The sequence below is a fragment of the Longimicrobium sp. genome (assembly GCA_036389135.1).
Taxonomy (GTDB): domain Bacteria; phylum Gemmatimonadota; class Gemmatimonadetes; order Longimicrobiales; family Longimicrobiaceae; genus Longimicrobium.
Map to the genome: position 1 here is coordinate 62,899 of DASVQP010000007.1, position 14,419 is coordinate 77,317.

A 14,419-nucleotide genomic window follows, 5' to 3' on the forward strand; every position below is an offset into this window, starting at 1 on the left:
GGCATCTCCGTCCCGAAACGTAAACGGCTCGCGAACTTTCCGTCAATGGAGAAGGCGTTGTCGCACCTGGTCAAGCACGCGGCCTTACCTCTGCAGGCTGGATCGCCCGCGTGGCTACTGTCACACACAGAGCGGGGGGCGGTGACTACCTATTCATTGCCACCAGACGGTGTCACCACATCCCCGCCACCGTCGTCACGATGGTATACACGGCCATCACCGCCATCGCGACCGCCACCGCCCAGCCGAAAACGGACATCCAGACCGGATGCCGGTAGTCGCCGATGATGGCGACGCGGCGCGCGGCCAGGAGCATCGCGCCGAGAGCGAGCGGCAGGACGAGCGCGTTGGCGGCGCCGGCGGCCACCAGGAGCTGCACGGGGCGTCCCACGGCCAGGAACACCGCGGTGGAGAGGACGACGAAGAGGATGATTACGGTGCGCTGCCGCGTCTCCACGCGCGTGCTCAGGGTGCGCAGAAAGGAAACCGAGGTGTAGCTCGCGCCCACGATCGAGGTCACCGCCGCGCACCAGATCACCAGCCCGAAGAGCCGCAGCCCCACCTCCCCCGCCGCGTGCTGGAAGACGGAGCCGGGCGGGTTCGCGGGGTCCAGCTTGAAGCCGGCGGAGACCACGCCTAGCGCCGCCAGGAAGAGCCCCACGCGCATGATGCTGGTGACGATGATCCCGGTCACGGCGCTGCGCGACACCTCGGGGAGCGCGGCCCGCCCGGAGATCCCCGCGTCCAGCAGCCGGTGCCCGCCCGCAAAGGTGATGTAGCCGCCGACCGTGCCGCCCACCAGCGTCACCACCGCGATCCAGTCCAGCTTCAGCGGCGCCACGGAGCGAAGGACCGCCTCCCCGAACGGAGGCCGCGAAGTCGCCACCACGTACAGGGTGAGGGCGATCATCACGAAGCCAAGCACCTGCGCGAAGCGGTCCATCGCCCGCCCGGCGTCGCGGAAGAGGAAGAGCCCCACCGCCGCCCCCGCGCTGACCAGCGCCCCGGTGGCGAGCGGCATCCCCAGCAGCGCCTGCAGACCCAGCGCGGCGCCCGCCACGTTGCCGATGTTGAAGATCAGCCCGCCGAGCACCACCAGCACAGCGAGGAGCGTCCCCAGCCCCGGCGCCACCATGTTGGCGATGTCCTGCGCGCGCCGCTCCGCCACCGCGATCACGCGCCAGATGTTGAGCTGCGCGCCGATGTCGAGGATGACCGACGCCAGGATGGCGAAGCCGAAGCTCGCCCCCAGCTTGCCGGTGAACACGGCCGTCTGGGTCAGGAACCCGGGCCCGATGGCGGACGTCGCCATCAGGAACGCCGCGCCGATCAGCGCGCTCCTCCGTTCTCGCTGCTCCACGCTCAGCCTCCGCTCAGGGGTGCCGCCACCCGCACGCCGCTCCTTTCCAGCCCTTCACGCAGGGTGCGCGCGAAAAGAGCGGCATCGGGCCGGTCGCCGTGGATGCAGATCGTGTCCGCCTCCAGCCGTAGCTCGGCGCCGTCCGCCGTCCGGGTGCGCCCCTCGGCGGCGATCTCCACCGCGCGCCGCACCGCATCGTCGGGATTGTCGATCATCGCCCCCGGCGCGCCTCGGCGGACGAGGGAGCCATCCTCCGCGTATCCCCGGTCCGCAAAGGCTTCGCGCGCGAAGCGGAGCCCCGCACCCTCGGCGGCGCGCTGCAGCTCGCTTCCTGGGAGGCCGAAGAGGATCAGCCCCGCATCCAGGTCGCGGACGGCGCGGGCGATCGGCTCGGCGAGGGCGGCATCGGCGCAGGCCATGTTGTACAGCGCCCCGTGCGGCTTCACGTGGCGCAGCGAGGTGCCGGCGGCCGTCGCAAAGGCGGCGAGCGCGCCCACCTGGTAGAGCACCAGGTCGTACGCCTCCTGCGGCGAGATCCTCATCTCGCGCCGCCCGAAGCCAGCCAGGTCCGGGAATCCGGGATGCGCCCCGATCGCGACCCCGTGCTCCAGTGCGGCCGCCACGGTGCGGCGCATCACGGACGGATCGCCCGCATGCGCGCCGCACGCCACGTTTGCCGAGGTCACGAACGGGAGCACCCCCGCATCGTCGCCCATCCGGTAGGCGCCGAAGCTCTCTCCCAGATCGCAGTTGAGATCGATCGTTCGGTTCATAGCCCCAGGTGTCGAACAGCCTCACACAGAGACACAGAGGGAACAGCAAGAGGAGGAGGGTTTCGGCGGAGTTCCTCCGTGCCCTCTCCTGTTCCTCCGTGTCTCTGTGTGAAACTGCCGTTCAGATGCCGGCGCTGCGCAGACGAAGGGCGTCCGCGAGCAGGGTGAGGGCGAGCTCGCGCGCACGCAGGAGCCGGTGCGCCTCCTCCAGCGTCGTCTGCCGGAAGCGAAGGTGGTCGCCGGGGCGAAGCTGCGCCAGGAGCGGGAGGTGCACCGCGGCCACGTGGCCGATGCGCGGATAGCCCCCCGTGGTGCCGCCATCCGCCATGAGCACGATGGGCGAGCCGCCGGGCGGAAGCTGCACCGTCCCGGGCGCCACCCCCTCGCTGGTCAGCTCGATTGGAGCGGAGAGGGCAAGCGCCGGCCCTTCCAGCCTGCACCCCATGCGGTCCGTGTGCTGGCTCACCCGAAATCGCTCGGTGAAGAGCCGCGCGCGCGACGCCTCGGTGAGCGCATCCGTGTGGCTCCCCGGCATCAGCAGCAGCTCGGGCTCGGCGTGGTAGGCGGGGAGCGCGCTGGGGGCCACCCGCCACGACGCGACCCCGTTCCTACGACCCTCCCGCTCGATGGCGGTACGCACGGCGGCCGACCTCGCCTCCGCCTTCCCCACTGGCAGACGATCGCCGGTTCGCAGCGCGCGCCCCTCGAACCCCCCGAACGCCGACGGCAGGTACGTGCCGCGGCTGCCGAGCACGGGCGGCACCGCGATCCCGCCCGCGCACGCCAGGTAGGCCCGGCACCCGGTGCGCGCCCCGCGGACGTCGAGCGTCTCCCCCGCGCGGACCCGCACCGGCCGCCAGAAGGGGATCGGGACGCCGTCCAGATCGGCCGTCATCCCGGCGCCGCCGAGCGCGATCAGCGCGGTGCGCGCGAAGCGGAGCCGCGGCCCGGCGAGCGTCATCTCCAGCCCCGCCGCGCCCTGCGGATTCCCCACCAGCAGGTTGGCGATGCGCAGCGCCACCGGGTCCGCGGCGCCGCCCATGGGCACGCCCTGGTCCTGGAAGCCGGTGCGGCCCAGGTCCTGGACCGTCGTCAGCAGGCCCGGACGGAGCACCTCGATCACGCGCCTTGCTCCATCCGCCGAAACGCCTCGGCATCCACCGGGACGAACCGGACGCGGTCGCCCGCGCGCAGCAGGGCCGGCGGGTCGCGGTGCGCATCGAAGAGACGCAGCGGCGTGCGCCCGATCAGCTGCCAGCCACCGGGCGACTCCACGGGATAGATCCCCGTCTGCGCGCCGCCGATCCCCACGCTCCCCGCGGGCACGACCGTGCGCGGCGATTCCCGGCGCGGCGTGGCGAGCTTCGCGTCCAGGCCGCCCAGGTAGGGGAAGCCGGGGACGAAGCCAACCAGGTGCACCCGGTAGCCGCCCGCCGCATGGAGCGCGACGGCCTCGTCCGCGGTGAGCCCGTGCAGCGATGCGAGCGATTCCAGGTCCGGCCCGAATTCGCCACCGTAGCAGACGGGGATCTCCACGAGCCGCCCATCGTCGCCCGCGGACTCATCCAGCTCGTCGAGGAGATGGGCGAGCGAAGAGTCCAGCCAGCCCGCATCCGACGGGGGAAGCCGGACCGGATCGTAGTGGATGGTGAGCGAGGTGAAGCCGGGGACGCATTCGATGAGGCCGGGAAGGCGGGACTCATCCAGTCGCCGCGCAGCCGCCGCGACGCGACGGCGGGTCGGCTCGTCGGGGGCATCTCCCAGGACGATCTGGACGGCGCTGTCCCCGAGCGGCTCGATCCTCATCACGGGGGCGGCGATCAGTCGGGCTCGTTGACCGACACCCCGGCGCCCTTGAGGTTCTCCACCTTTTGCGTGTCCACGGTGAAGCCGCCGGGGACGGTCTCCTCGTCCGCCGGGGCGCCGCCGCCCGCCGCGGACGCGGTGCCGCCACCGGCGTCGGAGCCCGCAGCCCCGCCACGGTTCGCGCCCTGCGCCTTTCCCCTGCACCCCGCACCCATCAGCACGGCCACGATCAGCGCGGCCGCCATCCACTTTTGCATCGATCCGCTCCTCATCCCCAGAGACAGGGGTGTATGTCCGCAAGAAGACGCAGGCGGGGCACCCGAAGGTGCCCGCCCGCGCCCGACCCATCGTTACTGCTTGTTCCCCTCTGTGGAGTTCACGTCCACCGTGGGAGTGACCACCGTGTTGGTGTCCGAGCCGACGTTGACCTGTGCGGGATCGATGTCCACGTTCGGCGCCTCGCCGCCCTTTACCTCCACGTCAGGGAGCTTGCCTTCGTCCTCCACCTTCGCCGTGCACCCTGCCGACAGCGCTCCCATCACCAGCGCCAGCGTGGCCAGCGATCTGCGGATTCGCATTGGCATTTCCCTCTCTGGAGTAGTATCGGATAAATCACGTGAGGCCACATCGCGCAACGACCATGCCCGGCGGGCTTGTTGCGCCCCGGAGCGGCCTCTACGTTGCGTCGCCAGCAAGCGTCAGCACACGAACCGCCCCAGCCCCGCGAAGCGCCATGTCCCGTCCCGAGCCGCTCCATCCCGTGCCGCTGGAGCAGACGCGCGAGCGCACGATCGCCGAGCTCTGCCGCGGGTTCGCGCAGGAGCACATCGACGCCGACCAGCTCCAATCGCGCCTGGACGAGGCCCAGCGCGCCTCCACGGTGGACCAGCTCCGCGCCCTGGTGGCGGACCTCCCCGCCGTCCACGCTCCCGAGCCGGTGGTGAGCGCGGGAACGCAGCTCGCGCACCCATCGCAGGTCTCGCCGCAGCAGACGATCGTGGCGGTGATGGCGGGCGCCACCCGCAAGGGAGCCTGGACCCCCTCACGCCAGCTCAACGTGATCGCGGTGATGGGCGGCGCCGAGCTGGACTTCCGCGAAGCGCGCATGCCCCCCGGCATCACGGAGCTGAACGTCTTCGCCTGGATGGGCGGCGTGGAGGTGGTGGTGCCGCCGGGGGTGCGCGTGGAGATGAGCGGAATCGCGCTGATGGGCGGCTTCGAGGAGCACAGCCGCACGGTGGACCCTCCCCCGCCGGACGCCCCGGTCCTGCGCATCGGCGGCTTCGTCCTTATGGCCGGCGTGGAAGTGAGCGTCCGCCACCCCGGCGAGACCGCCCGCGAGGCCCGCCAGCGCCACCGCGAGCTCCGCCGCGCCGCCAAGGAGCAGCGCCGGCTGGGGAGCTGATCGAGGGCAGCGGCAAGTCTGTGGCGAGTAAACTCGCGGCAACAACAGCACAAAGTCCGCCTGCGCGGACTCGGCGAGGACATCCGTGTAGGGGCGCGATTCATCGCGCCCGCCCTCTCTCCCGTCTCGACCCCGTATCCCGCACCCGAACCTCGTAGGGGCAGCCCGTGCCCTGAAGATGCTCCGCGGCCCGCCCCACGTGCGAATGAATCCGCCGCTGGCCCGCCTCCGCGGACTCCGGGTCCGATGCCGCGCTTCTCGAGCCGGCTTCAGCCGCCTTCCCGTCGTTCCGCCGGGGGAATCATCCCCCGGCGACCAGCCGCCGGACCGCCTCTGCCGCCCTCCACCAATCCCCGCCCCCGGACCCTGCGCAGGCAGGCTTCCCGCGGTTGTTGCAGCGGTTTCAACCGCCGGCCCCGATGTGCCCCCACGCGGCCCGCCCTTTGCCCAAAGCGCCGCCATGACCCCGGACGACGAACCACGCACGCCCTCCAGGCGCGAGCACACGCCACCAAGCGCGCCCGCCCGCCGCCCGCACGTCCCGGGACGGAACACCTGGCTTCCGCTCTCGCTGGTGGTCTTCTCGCTCCTGGGGCTGGTGCTCGTGCCGGCGCTCCTCCAGCGCCGGAGCGAGCTGCTGCGCCGCGAGATCATCGACGTGGTGGAGCCCGCCCGCCGAGCCGAGGGCGAGGTGGACGAGGCGCTGGCCGTGGAGGTCTCCGCCGGGCGCGGCTACATCATCAACCGCGACCCCGCCTTCCTGGACCGCAGCGCCCGCGCCGCCGCCAAAGCCGAACGCGAGATGGACCGCCTGGAGGGCTACGCGCGCCGCCTGGGCCCCGAGGCGGTGGCGCGCGTCGCCGACCTGCGCCGGCACGTGCGCGCCTGGCGCGAGCCCGGCGTGGCCCTCACACGCGGCGAGGTGCCCCCGGACCGCTTCGCCGCGCTGGTAGGCGTGCAGCAGCACCACTACGAAGCGGCGCTCAGGTCGGCCGCGCAGGTGCAGAAGGAGCTGGAGTGGATCGCCGCCGACCGGCGCGACCGCATCCGCGGCTACGAGCGGATGGAGCTGGCCAGCTCCGTCTTCCTCACCGCGCTCGCGCTGGCCGCGGTCGGCGCCGTCACCGCGCTGACGGTGCGGGAGCGGCGGCTCGCGTCGCAGGTGGCGGTGCGGGTGGAGAAGGAGGCGTCGCTGCGCGCCCTCGCCCGTACGCTCAGCGGCGCGCTCTCGGTGCGGGAGATGGTGGAGAAGGTGGCCGAGGAGGCGGTGCACTCCACCCGCGCGTTCGGGGCGTACGTGGAGCGCGCCCAGGCGCACGAGGTGGTGGTGGTCGCCGGCTCGGGAGAGGGCGTCCCCCCGCTCGGCACCCGGGCGCCGTACCCGGGGTCGCTCACCGCAGAGATCATCGAGGCGCGCGAGCCCCGCGCCCTGGCCGAGGTGGCGAAGATCGGCGAGTCGATGGCGCCCTACCTGGAGAAGTCGTGCGAGCGGTGCACCGGGCTGGTGGTGCCGCTGGCCGACGAGGAGGGGGTGCTCGGCGCGCTGATCCTCCTCCGCTCCCCCGGCCAGGGCACCTTTGGCGGCGAGGAGGCGGCCCACGCCCGCGCCATGGGCGACCTCCTCTCGGTCGCCTTCCGCCGCGCGCTGGTGATGGAGGAGGAGCGCCGCGCCCGCGGGGAGGCGGAGACGGCGGTGCGCACGCGCGACGAGATGCTCTCCATCGTCTCGCACGACCTGCGCAACCCGCTCCATACGGTGGGGATGAGCTCGTCCTTCCTCCTCGACGTCCTTCCCGACGACGACGAGATGGTGCGCAAGCAGCTGGCGATCATCAAGCGCTCCATCGACAGCATGAACCGGATGATCGAGGACCTGCTCGACATCACGCGCATCGAGACGGGGCGGCTGGCGGTGGATTGCTCCGTGGTGGAGGTCCCCACCCTGCTCGACGAGGTGGAGACGATGATGCGCCCCCTCGCCGAAGGCGCCGGGCTGCGGCTGAAGTGCCACGCGGGCGACCGCCTCCCCACGCTCTACGCCGACCGCGACCGCCTGGTGCAGGTGTTCAGCAACCTGGTGGGCAACGCCATCAAGTTCACCCCGGAAGGGGGCACCGTCACACTGCGCGCGGAGGGGATGGAGGGAGCCGTGTGCTTCCAGGTGGCGGACACCGGCGCGGGGATCCCGGCCGAGCACCTCCCGCGCCTCTTCGACCGCTTTTGGCAGGCGCGCCGCACCGACCGGCGCGGGCTGGGGCTGGGGCTCCCCATCGTAAAGGGGATCGTGGAGGCGCACGGCGGCCACGTGGAGGTGGCGAGCACGCCGGGGGCGGGGAGCACCTTCTCATTCACCCTTCCCGCCGCGCCTGCCCGTTGACTCGCGAGGCCCCGCGCGGTACCATCGGTTGCATCCACCAACCGGGTCCTCCGCATGGAATCACCCCTCCACGAAGAAGCCGAAGCGTTCCACCGCGCCCTGGGCGACGTGGTGCGCCTCCAGCAGCACCGCTCGCGCGACCGCGTGGCCTTCTACGGGATCACCGTGTCCGGCGCGCACGCGCTGGAGGCGCTGGAGCGGCTCGGGCCGATCTCGCTGAACCGCCTGGCCGCCGAGCTGTTCGTGGACAAGAGCACGGCCAGCCGCATCGTGGCGGCGCTGGAGTACCGCGGCTGGGTGACGCGCACCGCCGACCCCGCCGACCGCCGCGCCCTCCAGCTGCACCTGACGGACGAGGGGTTCGCGCTCCAAGACCAGCTCCGCTCCGACGCCGTCTGGGAGATGCAGGCGGTGCTGGCGGGAACGGACGCGGCGGTCCGCCACACCACGCTCAACTTCATCCGCGACCTCGCCCGCACCGCCGCCCTGCACGCGGGCGCCACCGAAGCATCCTGCTGCCAGTAGCCTCACGCGGAGAACTGCAACCGCGGGCCTCACACAGAGCCACAGGGAGAACCGCACAACATTTTCTCTGTGGCTTTCTGTTCCTTCTGTGTTCTCCGTGTGATGCTTTTCGCCGTTGACCTTCTCCGCGCCTTCGCGTGAGTCCTGCCGTTCCTTTCGTTTTCCACCCCCGCCCGCATAGCTTCCTCCGCTCGACGGGCACGCCCTGCGCTGCCCCGCTCCTCCCGAACCGCGAGCGCGGCATGCGGCGGCTGGTCCTCTTCGACATCGACGGAACCCTTCTCACCGCGGACGGCGCCGGGAAGCGGGCGCTGCACGCCGCGCTGGTAGACGTGTTCGGCACCACCGGCCCCATCGACAGCTACTCCTTCGCCGGGCGCACCGATCCACAGATCGTCCACGCCCTCATGAGCGCCGCCGGGCTCCCGCGCGACGAGATCGACCGCGGCCTCGCGGACCTCTGGGCACACTACATCGCCAACCTGCGCCGGGAGATGGAGCACACGGATGTGGAGGCGCTCCCGGGTATCCACGCGCTGCTGCGGTGCGTGGAGGATGCGGGTGGCGAGGTGGTGATGGGGCTGCTGACGGGGAACATCGAGGCGGGCGCGCGGATCAAGGTGGACGCCGCGGGGCTGGCGTGGGAGCGTTTCCGCGTGGGCGCATTCGGCTCCGATCACGCGGACCGCCCGGAGCTCCCCGCGGTCGCCGTGCGCCGCGCGCGCGAGCAAACCGGCGTCGAGTACGCGGGCAAGGAGATCGTCATCCTGGGCGACACTCCCTTCGACATCACCTGCGGCGCGCACCTGGGGGTCCGCACCATCGCCGTCGCCACCGGCCGCCACACCGCCGAGGACCTCGCCTCCCACGCCCCCGACCACCTCTTCCCCGACTTCCGCGACACTGCCGCCGCCTGGGCCGCAATCGTGGGGAGTGAGTGATCAGGATCGGGTGGCAGGAAGATGAAGGCGCGAATTGACCCGGGCAGAGCTGCGGTTTAGCTTTGGGCCCAGGACAATTGCGCGAGCGGCCGATGACAAGAGCCCCAGGGCTCTGCCATGTGCAAACATGGGTAGTCGGCCGCCGCGCTTTTTGTGCGCGGACGCTACGCTAGCAACAGTGCAGAGGTCTCCGGCGGTTCAAACCGCTGCAACAACCGCTGGAAGCCTGCCTGCGCAGGCTACGAGGGCGGGGATCGGTGTGGATGGGTCAATATTGGCGTGGCCGCCAGCACCGGGGGATGAAATGAATCCCCCGGCTGGAACCACGGGAAGCCGGCTGAAGCCGGCTCGTGCAGCCCGGCATTGGACCCGGAGTCCGCGCAGGCGGACTTTGTGCTTTTGTTGCCGCGAGTTCACTCGCCCAGCTACAGCGCCGAGTCGGCGCCGGAGAGGATGTGGCGGCTCTCGTCGTTCATCAGAACCCAGATGCTGTACCCGCCCAGGAGCGTGCCGATCGGGAAGTTCAGGAGGTCGAAGAAGGACACGATCAGCACCAGCATGCGCGCCCACGGGCGGCGCTTGAGCAGGCCCCACCCGCCCACCAGCGACGGCACCGAGAGGAGCCCCATCACCACCGCCACGAACCCGGCCAGAAGCACCACGAATCCGGTCGTCTGCGCGTCGTCCGCAAAGAGCCCCAGTCCGCCCAGCAGCCCTCCCACCGCGAGCGCCAACAGCACCCCCAGGCCGCCGAATGCGATGTGGATCCAGGCGACGGTGTCGATGTGCTGCCGCATTGCAGGTGCTCCAGTTTCAGTGGGTGTCGTGAAAAGCCGAGTGCACGGAACGGCGCGCGCGGCAGGGTGGATTCAATCGCGGAAGATGCGCTCCTCCGGGATGCGCCAGATGGCGGGCGTGCCCAGCTCGATGCTGTTCCCCGCCGGATCGCGAAAGTAGAGCGAGTGTCCGCCTTCCGGCCAGGCGAACTCCGTCTCCACCTTCACGCCGTGCGCCTTCAGGCGTGCGCGCCACTCCGCGAGCTCGCCCTCCGCCACGGCGAAGGCGACGTGCCCCGGCCCCGTGGCGCCGTGCGGCGGGAGCATGCCGCCCTCAACCGTTCGCGCGGCGTTGAAGACCAGGAAGACGCGGTCTCCGCAGCGGAAGAAGACGTGACGGCCCGGGACGTGGGTGATCCTCTCCAGCCCCAGCACGTCCGCGTAGAAGCGCTCCGCCGCCTCCAGGTCGTCGGCGTAGAGGCTGGTCTCCAGGATCTCGCGGACGCGCACGCTCACGACGCCGGGACGATGCGCAGCACGCGGCCGCCCGCCAGCAGGTACAGCTCGCCCTGCGCGTCCTCGCCAAAGGAGGTGACGTTGCCGATGCTTCCCACGTCTCACTGGCGGCGTTCGGTCAACGCGCCGTTCGCCATGCGGAAGCTGCGCAGCCAGCCGCCGCAGAAGTCCGAGTAGAAGTAGGTACCCCGCATCCCCGCCAGCGCGCTCCCGCGGTACACGTATCCGCCGGTGACCGAGCACCCGTCGCCGTGCCCGTACTCCAGCGCCGGGAGCGTCTTGCCGGCGGTGTCGCAGGTGGAGCTGGAGGGGTAGCAGTGCGCACCCTCCATCGCGTTCCACCCGTAGTTGAGCCCGGCCGCGGAGGCGGGGACGGCGTTGACCTCCTCCCACGCGCTCTGCCCCACGTCGGCCACGAAGAGCGTCCCCGCCTCGCGATCCCAGGCGAAGCGCCACGGGTTGCGCAGGCCGATCGCCCAGATCTCGGGGCGCCCGCCGCCGCTCGCGAAGGGGTTGCCGGCGGGGATTGCGTAGGGCTCGGCGGCATCCACGTCCAGCCGCAGCATCTTGCCGAGCAGCGACACGGGGTTCTGGCCGTTGCGCTGCGGATCGCCGCCGCCCCCGCCGTCGCCGGTGGCCAGGTACAGCCGCCCATCCGGCCCGAACGCCACCAGCCCTCCGTTGTGGTTGGATGCGTCGCGGTGCGGGATGGTGATGATGTTGCGCGCCGTCGCCACGTCGGCCCGCGCCCGGTCCGCCGAGACGCGGAAGCGCTCCACGCGGATGTCGCCGCTGCGATCCGTGTAGTAGACGTAGAAGAAGCCGTTCTGCCCGTAGCGGGGATGGAACGCCATGCTCAGCATCCCCCGCTCCCCTCCGGACCCCACGCGGTCGGCGATGTCCAGGAACGGGTTCGCGAGGACCGCTCCGTTCTCGACGATGCGGATGCGCCCCGCCTGCTCCACCACGAAGAGCCGCGCGTCGTCCGCCGGCGAGGTGAGGAAGACGGGCGATGCAAGGCCGGAAGCGACTTCCTGGAGGCGAAGCGCTTCGACGGCGGGGGGCGGATCGATGGGGTCGTCGCCGCTGCACGCGGCGAGCGCCAGGAGCAGGAGTGCGGATGCGCGCAGCATGGGTCCTTGCCGAATGGGGTCTACGCCTGCGCCTCGTCGCCGTCCCCGAAGAAGTCACCCAGCAGCGTCTTCGCCTCCTCCAGCCGCAGGCGGGGGACGACGACGCTTACCCCGTACATCGAAGGCCCCTGGTAGCCGGCGCCCCAGATCCCCACGTGCGCGCCGTGCACGCGCGCCGGGATGCCGGCCTCCTGCAGCGTGGCGGCCGCGAACTCGGCCTCCAGCACCGTGCCGAAGCTGCCTGCCACCTCCCAGGGAGGGCCGTCCAGGAACATGCGCGTGGAGTTCGGGGGTGCGTCAGGGTGCGTCCGTCATGTTAACCGGAGCGGGTGCGATCCGGTAGGGGCGTGATTTATCACGCCCACCCTCGCCTCGGCTCGACCGCCGCCGTACGCACCGATCCCGTAGGGGCAGACCTGCGTGTCTGCCCTACCTCTCCCGCGCGCCATATTCCCGCGGAACGGCATCTCACGCGGAGACGCGGAGAAAACCTCCTCCGCGCCTCCGCGTGCGACCACCCATCCGGCCAAAATCAGGCGTCGTCGAAACGCTGCTCCGCGGGGGCGGGGCCGCCGCGCTCTGCGGTCTTGGCAGTGGGGGCGCCGCGCTCCATCAGGAAGGCGTGCTGCACGTAGGCGCCCGCGACGCCGCCCAGGAGGGGGGCCAGCCAGTACACCCAGTGCGCATCCCACACGCCGCTCACCAGCGCCGGCCCAAAGGCGCGCGCCGGGTTCATCGCCGCGCCCGTCAGCGGCCCGATCGCCATGATGTCCAACGCCACGGTGAGGCCGATGGCGAGGGGAAACACCGCGCGCGGCGCCCGCTCGTCCACCGCCGTGCCGAAGACTACGAGCACCAGGAAAAAGGTCGCGATCGCCTCCAGCACCAGCGCTCCCCACACGGTGATCCCGTCGGCCACGGCTGGGGTGCCGTCGGCCGCCACCTCCGCCCCGAAGGCGCCGGCGAGCAGCCCCGAAGCCAGCAGCGCGCCCGCGAGCTGCGCGCCCACGTACATGGCGCCGCGCGGGAGCGGCATCCTGCCCGTGGCCACGAACCCGGCCGTGACCGCGGGATTGAAGTGCGCGCCGGAGTTGGCGCCGAGCGCCGCCACCATCACGAAAATGGCGAGCCCGTGGGCGAAGGCGACGGTGGTGAGCGACGTAGCGCCCTCGTTGCCGCTCAGGTTGCCGGCGCTGATCGCCAGGATGCCGGCGAAGCAGAGCGCAAAGGTGCCGATGGCCTCGGAAACGAGGGCGCGGATCAGACGGTCGGGCATGGGGGGGTCGGGTTGGAGGGGGACGGTGATGCGGCCGGCGGCAATGTCCGCGCGGAGGGGCGCGCCGTCAAGCGCTCGAAGGGGCGGCGGCGGGTGCGGACTCGGGGCCGGGGCGGGCGCGGGCCTCGATCCCCAGCCCCAGGAAGATCGTCCCCAGCACCAGGATGGCGCTGGTCACGAAGGGGTACGGCGTCCCCAGGTGATCGAACGACCACCCGGCCCACAGCGGCCCCAGCACGCGCGTTGCGCCGCCAAAGGTCTGCTGGACGCCCATCATCACCCCCCGCTCGCGCGGCAGGATCACCTGCGACAGGAGCGAGGTCACGCAGGGGAAGGTGAACGCCGTCCCCACCGGCACCAGCGAGATGGCGAGCCCCAGGAGCACCCAGCGCCACTCGACCTGCATCCCCCCGACGCTCAACACTCCGGGGACGCGCCAGGTGAGGGGAAGCGCCAGCAGCCCGATCCCCAGCAGCCCCTGCCCGTAGCGCGACAGCCGGGCCTCGCCAAAGCGGTCCACCACCGGCCCCAGCACCACGGCGCGCATCAGCACCGAGATGGCGCCGTTCCAGGCGAAGACGTAGCCGATGTTGCGTTCCGTGAAGCCGAAGCGCGCCGCCAGGAAGAGCGCCAGCACCGCCGTGAACCCCGAGAACGCCCCCATCCCGATGGCGTAGATCCAGATGAGGCGCGGCGCCGCCTCGCCGGGATTGGTGATGACGCGCATGACGGCCTCGCGCGGGCGGCGGGGCGGCGGGGCGCCCGTCTCGTCGCGCGACACCACGCGCGACTCCGGCAGGAACTTCCAGGCGAAGAGCATGTTCGCCAGGCACAGCCCGGCCGCCATCAGCCCCGGCGCGGAGCGTCCGCCCCACCCCAGCGACGCGGACCCCAGCAACGGCCCGATCGTGACCCCCACGTTGGTCGCGGCGGAGAGCCATCCCAGGCTGCGCGCGCGGTTCTGGGGCTCGGTGGCATCGGCGACGTACGCCTGCACCACGCCCACCGTCCCACCGCCCGCGCCCTGCACCAGCCGCGAGAGGAGGAGCACCGTCAGCGACTGCGCGTACGCGAACACCACGTACGCGATGGCCGACGCAAAGAGCCCCACCAGGAGCGCCGGCCTGCGCCCGTAGCGGTCCGAGACGCGCCCCCACAGCGGCGCCGAGAGGAGCTGCGCCGCCGAGAAGGCGGACACGAGCACGCCCACCATCAGCCCGCCGCCGCCGAGGTCCGTGGCATAGAACGGGAGCAGGGGGATCACCATCAGGAGACCCACCATGTCCACGAACGCCGTGATCATCAGGACGGCCAGCTTGCCCAGACGCGCTCCTTGGATGGGGATTGGGGCGGGCTACGGGGCACAACGTACCCGCGCGAACGGGTGAAGGAAAGTGCGTGAGTGCTGTTAGTGCGTGAGTGCGTTGGGACTGGGTGTACGACGCAGACCCGCGGCTCGCGAGACGGCTTCAGCCGTCTTCCCGTCGTTCCAGCCGGGGGCTTCAGCCCCCGGTGGCGTGGGGCCCGGCGC

General features: G+C 71.7%; 16 protein-coding genes. 4 read left to right on the forward strand and 12 right to left on the reverse strand.

Going from position 1 to position 14,419, the window contains the following annotated elements; translation table 11 throughout:
- Nucleotides 1-172: 172 nt before the first annotated feature.
- From VF584_01795 to VF584_01820, 6 genes are all read right to left on the reverse strand, one after another.
- The gene (locus VF584_01795; protein HEX8208891.1) at nt 173-1,360 is read right to left on the reverse strand and encodes an NRAMP family divalent metal transporter; all 1,188 of its coding nucleotides are present in this window, start codon (nt 1,358-1,360) and stop codon (nt 173-175) included.
- 2 nt (nt 1,361-1,362) lie between these two features.
- On the reverse strand, nt 1,363-2,133 hold the full coding sequence (locus tag VF584_01800; protein ID HEX8208892.1) for a 5-oxoprolinase subunit PxpA: 771 nt from the start codon (nt 2,131-2,133) through the stop codon (nt 1,363-1,365).
- A gap of 121 nt (nt 2,134-2,254) precedes the next feature.
- On the reverse strand, nt 2,255-3,256 hold the full coding sequence (locus tag VF584_01805) for a biotin-dependent carboxyltransferase family protein (protein ID HEX8208893.1): 1,002 nt from the start codon (nt 3,254-3,256) through the stop codon (nt 2,255-2,257).
- Nucleotides 3,253-3,939: a 5-oxoprolinase subunit PxpB gene (gene pxpB, locus VF584_01810; protein HEX8208894.1), complete on the reverse strand. Its 687-nt coding sequence runs from the start codon at nt 3,937-3,939 to the stop codon at nt 3,253-3,255. Before pxpB ends, VF584_01805 begins: the two co-directional genes overlap by 4 nt.
- Nucleotides 3,940-3,953: 14 nt before the next feature.
- On the reverse strand, nt 3,954-4,196 hold the full coding sequence (locus tag VF584_01815) for a hypothetical protein (GenBank protein HEX8208895.1): 243 nt from the start codon (nt 4,194-4,196) through the stop codon (nt 3,954-3,956).
- A gap of 93 nt (nt 4,197-4,289) precedes the next feature.
- Nucleotides 4,290-4,517 (reverse strand): hypothetical protein, encoded by a 228-nt coding sequence (locus VF584_01820; GenBank protein HEX8208896.1) that lies wholly within the window; start codon nt 4,515-4,517, stop codon nt 4,290-4,292.
- A 155-nt stretch (nt 4,518-4,672) separates the two neighbouring features.
- On the opposite strand from VF584_01820, the gene VF584_01825 reads away from it, so the two are divergent.
- The 4 genes from VF584_01825 to VF584_01840 all read left to right on the forward strand — a co-directional run bounded on the left by VF584_01825 (nt 4,673) and on the right by VF584_01840 (nt 9,187).
- Nucleotides 4,673-5,344 (forward strand): DUF1707 domain-containing protein, encoded by a 672-nt coding sequence (locus VF584_01825; GenBank protein HEX8208897.1) that lies wholly within the window; start codon nt 4,673-4,675, stop codon nt 5,342-5,344.
- Nucleotides 5,345-5,804: 460 nt separating this feature from the next.
- Complete coding sequence (locus VF584_01830) at nt 5,805-7,721, forward strand: ATP-binding protein (GenBank protein HEX8208898.1); 1,917 nt, start codon at nt 5,805-5,807, stop codon at nt 7,719-7,721.
- A gap of 54 nt (nt 7,722-7,775) precedes the next feature.
- Nucleotides 7,776-8,246 carry a MarR family transcriptional regulator gene (locus VF584_01835; protein HEX8208899.1) on the forward strand — a complete coding sequence of 157 codons (471 nt, stop codon included), beginning with the start codon at nt 7,776-7,778 and terminating at the stop codon, nt 8,244-8,246.
- Between the two features lie 242 nt (nt 8,247-8,488).
- Nucleotides 8,489-9,187, forward strand: coding sequence for a haloacid dehalogenase-like hydrolase (locus tag VF584_01840; GenBank protein HEX8208900.1), 699 nt, complete (start codon nt 8,489-8,491; stop codon nt 9,185-9,187).
- Nucleotides 9,188-9,612: 425 nt separating this feature from the next.
- Here the strand turns inward: VF584_01840 and VF584_01845 are convergent, their stop codons facing one another.
- The 6 genes from VF584_01845 to VF584_01870 form a co-directional block, all read right to left on the reverse strand.
- On the reverse strand, nt 9,613-9,984 hold the full coding sequence (locus VF584_01845; protein ID HEX8208901.1) for a hypothetical protein: 372 nt from the start codon (nt 9,982-9,984) through the stop codon (nt 9,613-9,615).
- A 72-nt stretch (nt 9,985-10,056) separates the two neighbouring features.
- The gene (locus tag VF584_01850) at nt 10,057-10,479 is read right to left on the reverse strand and encodes a VOC family protein (GenBank protein ID HEX8208902.1); all 423 of its coding nucleotides are present in this window, start codon (nt 10,477-10,479) and stop codon (nt 10,057-10,059) included.
- A gap of 101 nt (nt 10,480-10,580) precedes the next feature.
- Entirely contained in the window at nt 10,581-11,612 is a 1,032-nt protein-coding gene (locus VF584_01855) for a PQQ-dependent sugar dehydrogenase (protein HEX8208903.1), read from the reverse strand.
- 20 nt (nt 11,613-11,632) lie between these two features.
- Nucleotides 11,633-11,887 carry a DUF2007 domain-containing protein gene (locus tag VF584_01860; protein HEX8208904.1) on the reverse strand — a complete coding sequence of 85 codons (255 nt, stop codon included), beginning with the start codon at nt 11,885-11,887 and terminating at the stop codon, nt 11,633-11,635.
- A 257-nt stretch (nt 11,888-12,144) separates the two neighbouring features.
- Nucleotides 12,145-12,888, reverse strand: coding sequence for an aquaporin (locus tag VF584_01865; GenBank protein ID HEX8208905.1), 744 nt, complete (start codon nt 12,886-12,888; stop codon nt 12,145-12,147).
- 67 nt (nt 12,889-12,955) lie between these two features.
- On the reverse strand, nt 12,956-14,191 hold the full coding sequence (locus tag VF584_01870; GenBank protein HEX8208906.1) for an MFS transporter: 1,236 nt from the start codon (nt 14,189-14,191) through the stop codon (nt 12,956-12,958).
- Nucleotides 14,192-14,419: the final 228 nt, after the last annotated feature.

What these genes read in the sequence shown, in the direction of transcription:
- VF584_01800 (HEX8208892.1), bottom strand. Translation starts at nt 2,133, where the DNA reads ATGAACCGAACGATCGATCTCAACTGCGATCTGGGAGAGAGCTTCGGC.
- pxpB (HEX8208894.1), bottom strand. Translation starts at nt 3,939, where the DNA reads ATGAGGATCGAGCCGCTCGGGGACAGCGCCGTCCAGATCGTCCTGGGA.
- VF584_01815 (HEX8208895.1), bottom strand. Translation starts at nt 4,196, where the DNA reads ATGCAAAAGTGGATGGCGGCCGCGCTGATCGTGGCCGTGCTGATGGGT.
- VF584_01820 (HEX8208896.1), bottom strand. Translation starts at nt 4,517, where the DNA reads ATGCGAATCCGCAGATCGCTGGCCACGCTGGCGCTGGTGATGGGAGCG.
- VF584_01825 (HEX8208897.1), top strand. Translation starts at nt 4,673, where the DNA reads ATGTCCCGTCCCGAGCCGCTCCATCCCGTGCCGCTGGAGCAGACGCGC.
- VF584_01830 (HEX8208898.1), top strand. Translation starts at nt 5,805, where the DNA reads ATGACCCCGGACGACGAACCACGCACGCCCTCCAGGCGCGAGCACACG.
- VF584_01835 (HEX8208899.1), top strand. Translation starts at nt 7,776, where the DNA reads ATGGAATCACCCCTCCACGAAGAAGCCGAAGCGTTCCACCGCGCCCTG.
- VF584_01840 (HEX8208900.1), top strand. Translation starts at nt 8,489, where the DNA reads ATGCGGCGGCTGGTCCTCTTCGACATCGACGGAACCCTTCTCACCGCG.
- VF584_01845 (HEX8208901.1), bottom strand. Translation starts at nt 9,984, where the DNA reads ATGCGGCAGCACATCGACACCGTCGCCTGGATCCACATCGCATTCGGC.
- VF584_01855 (HEX8208903.1), bottom strand. Translation starts at nt 11,612, where the DNA reads ATGCTGCGCGCATCCGCACTCCTGCTCCTGGCGCTCGCCGCGTGCAGC.
- VF584_01860 (HEX8208904.1), bottom strand. Translation starts at nt 11,887, where the DNA reads ATGTTCCTGGACGGCCCTCCCTGGGAGGTGGCAGGCAGCTTCGGCACG.
- VF584_01865 (HEX8208905.1), bottom strand. Translation starts at nt 12,888, where the DNA reads ATGCCCGACCGTCTGATCCGCGCCCTCGTTTCCGAGGCCATCGGCACC.
- VF584_01870 (HEX8208906.1), bottom strand. Translation starts at nt 14,191, where the DNA reads ATGATCACGGCGTTCGTGGACATGGTGGGTCTCCTGATGGTGATCCCC.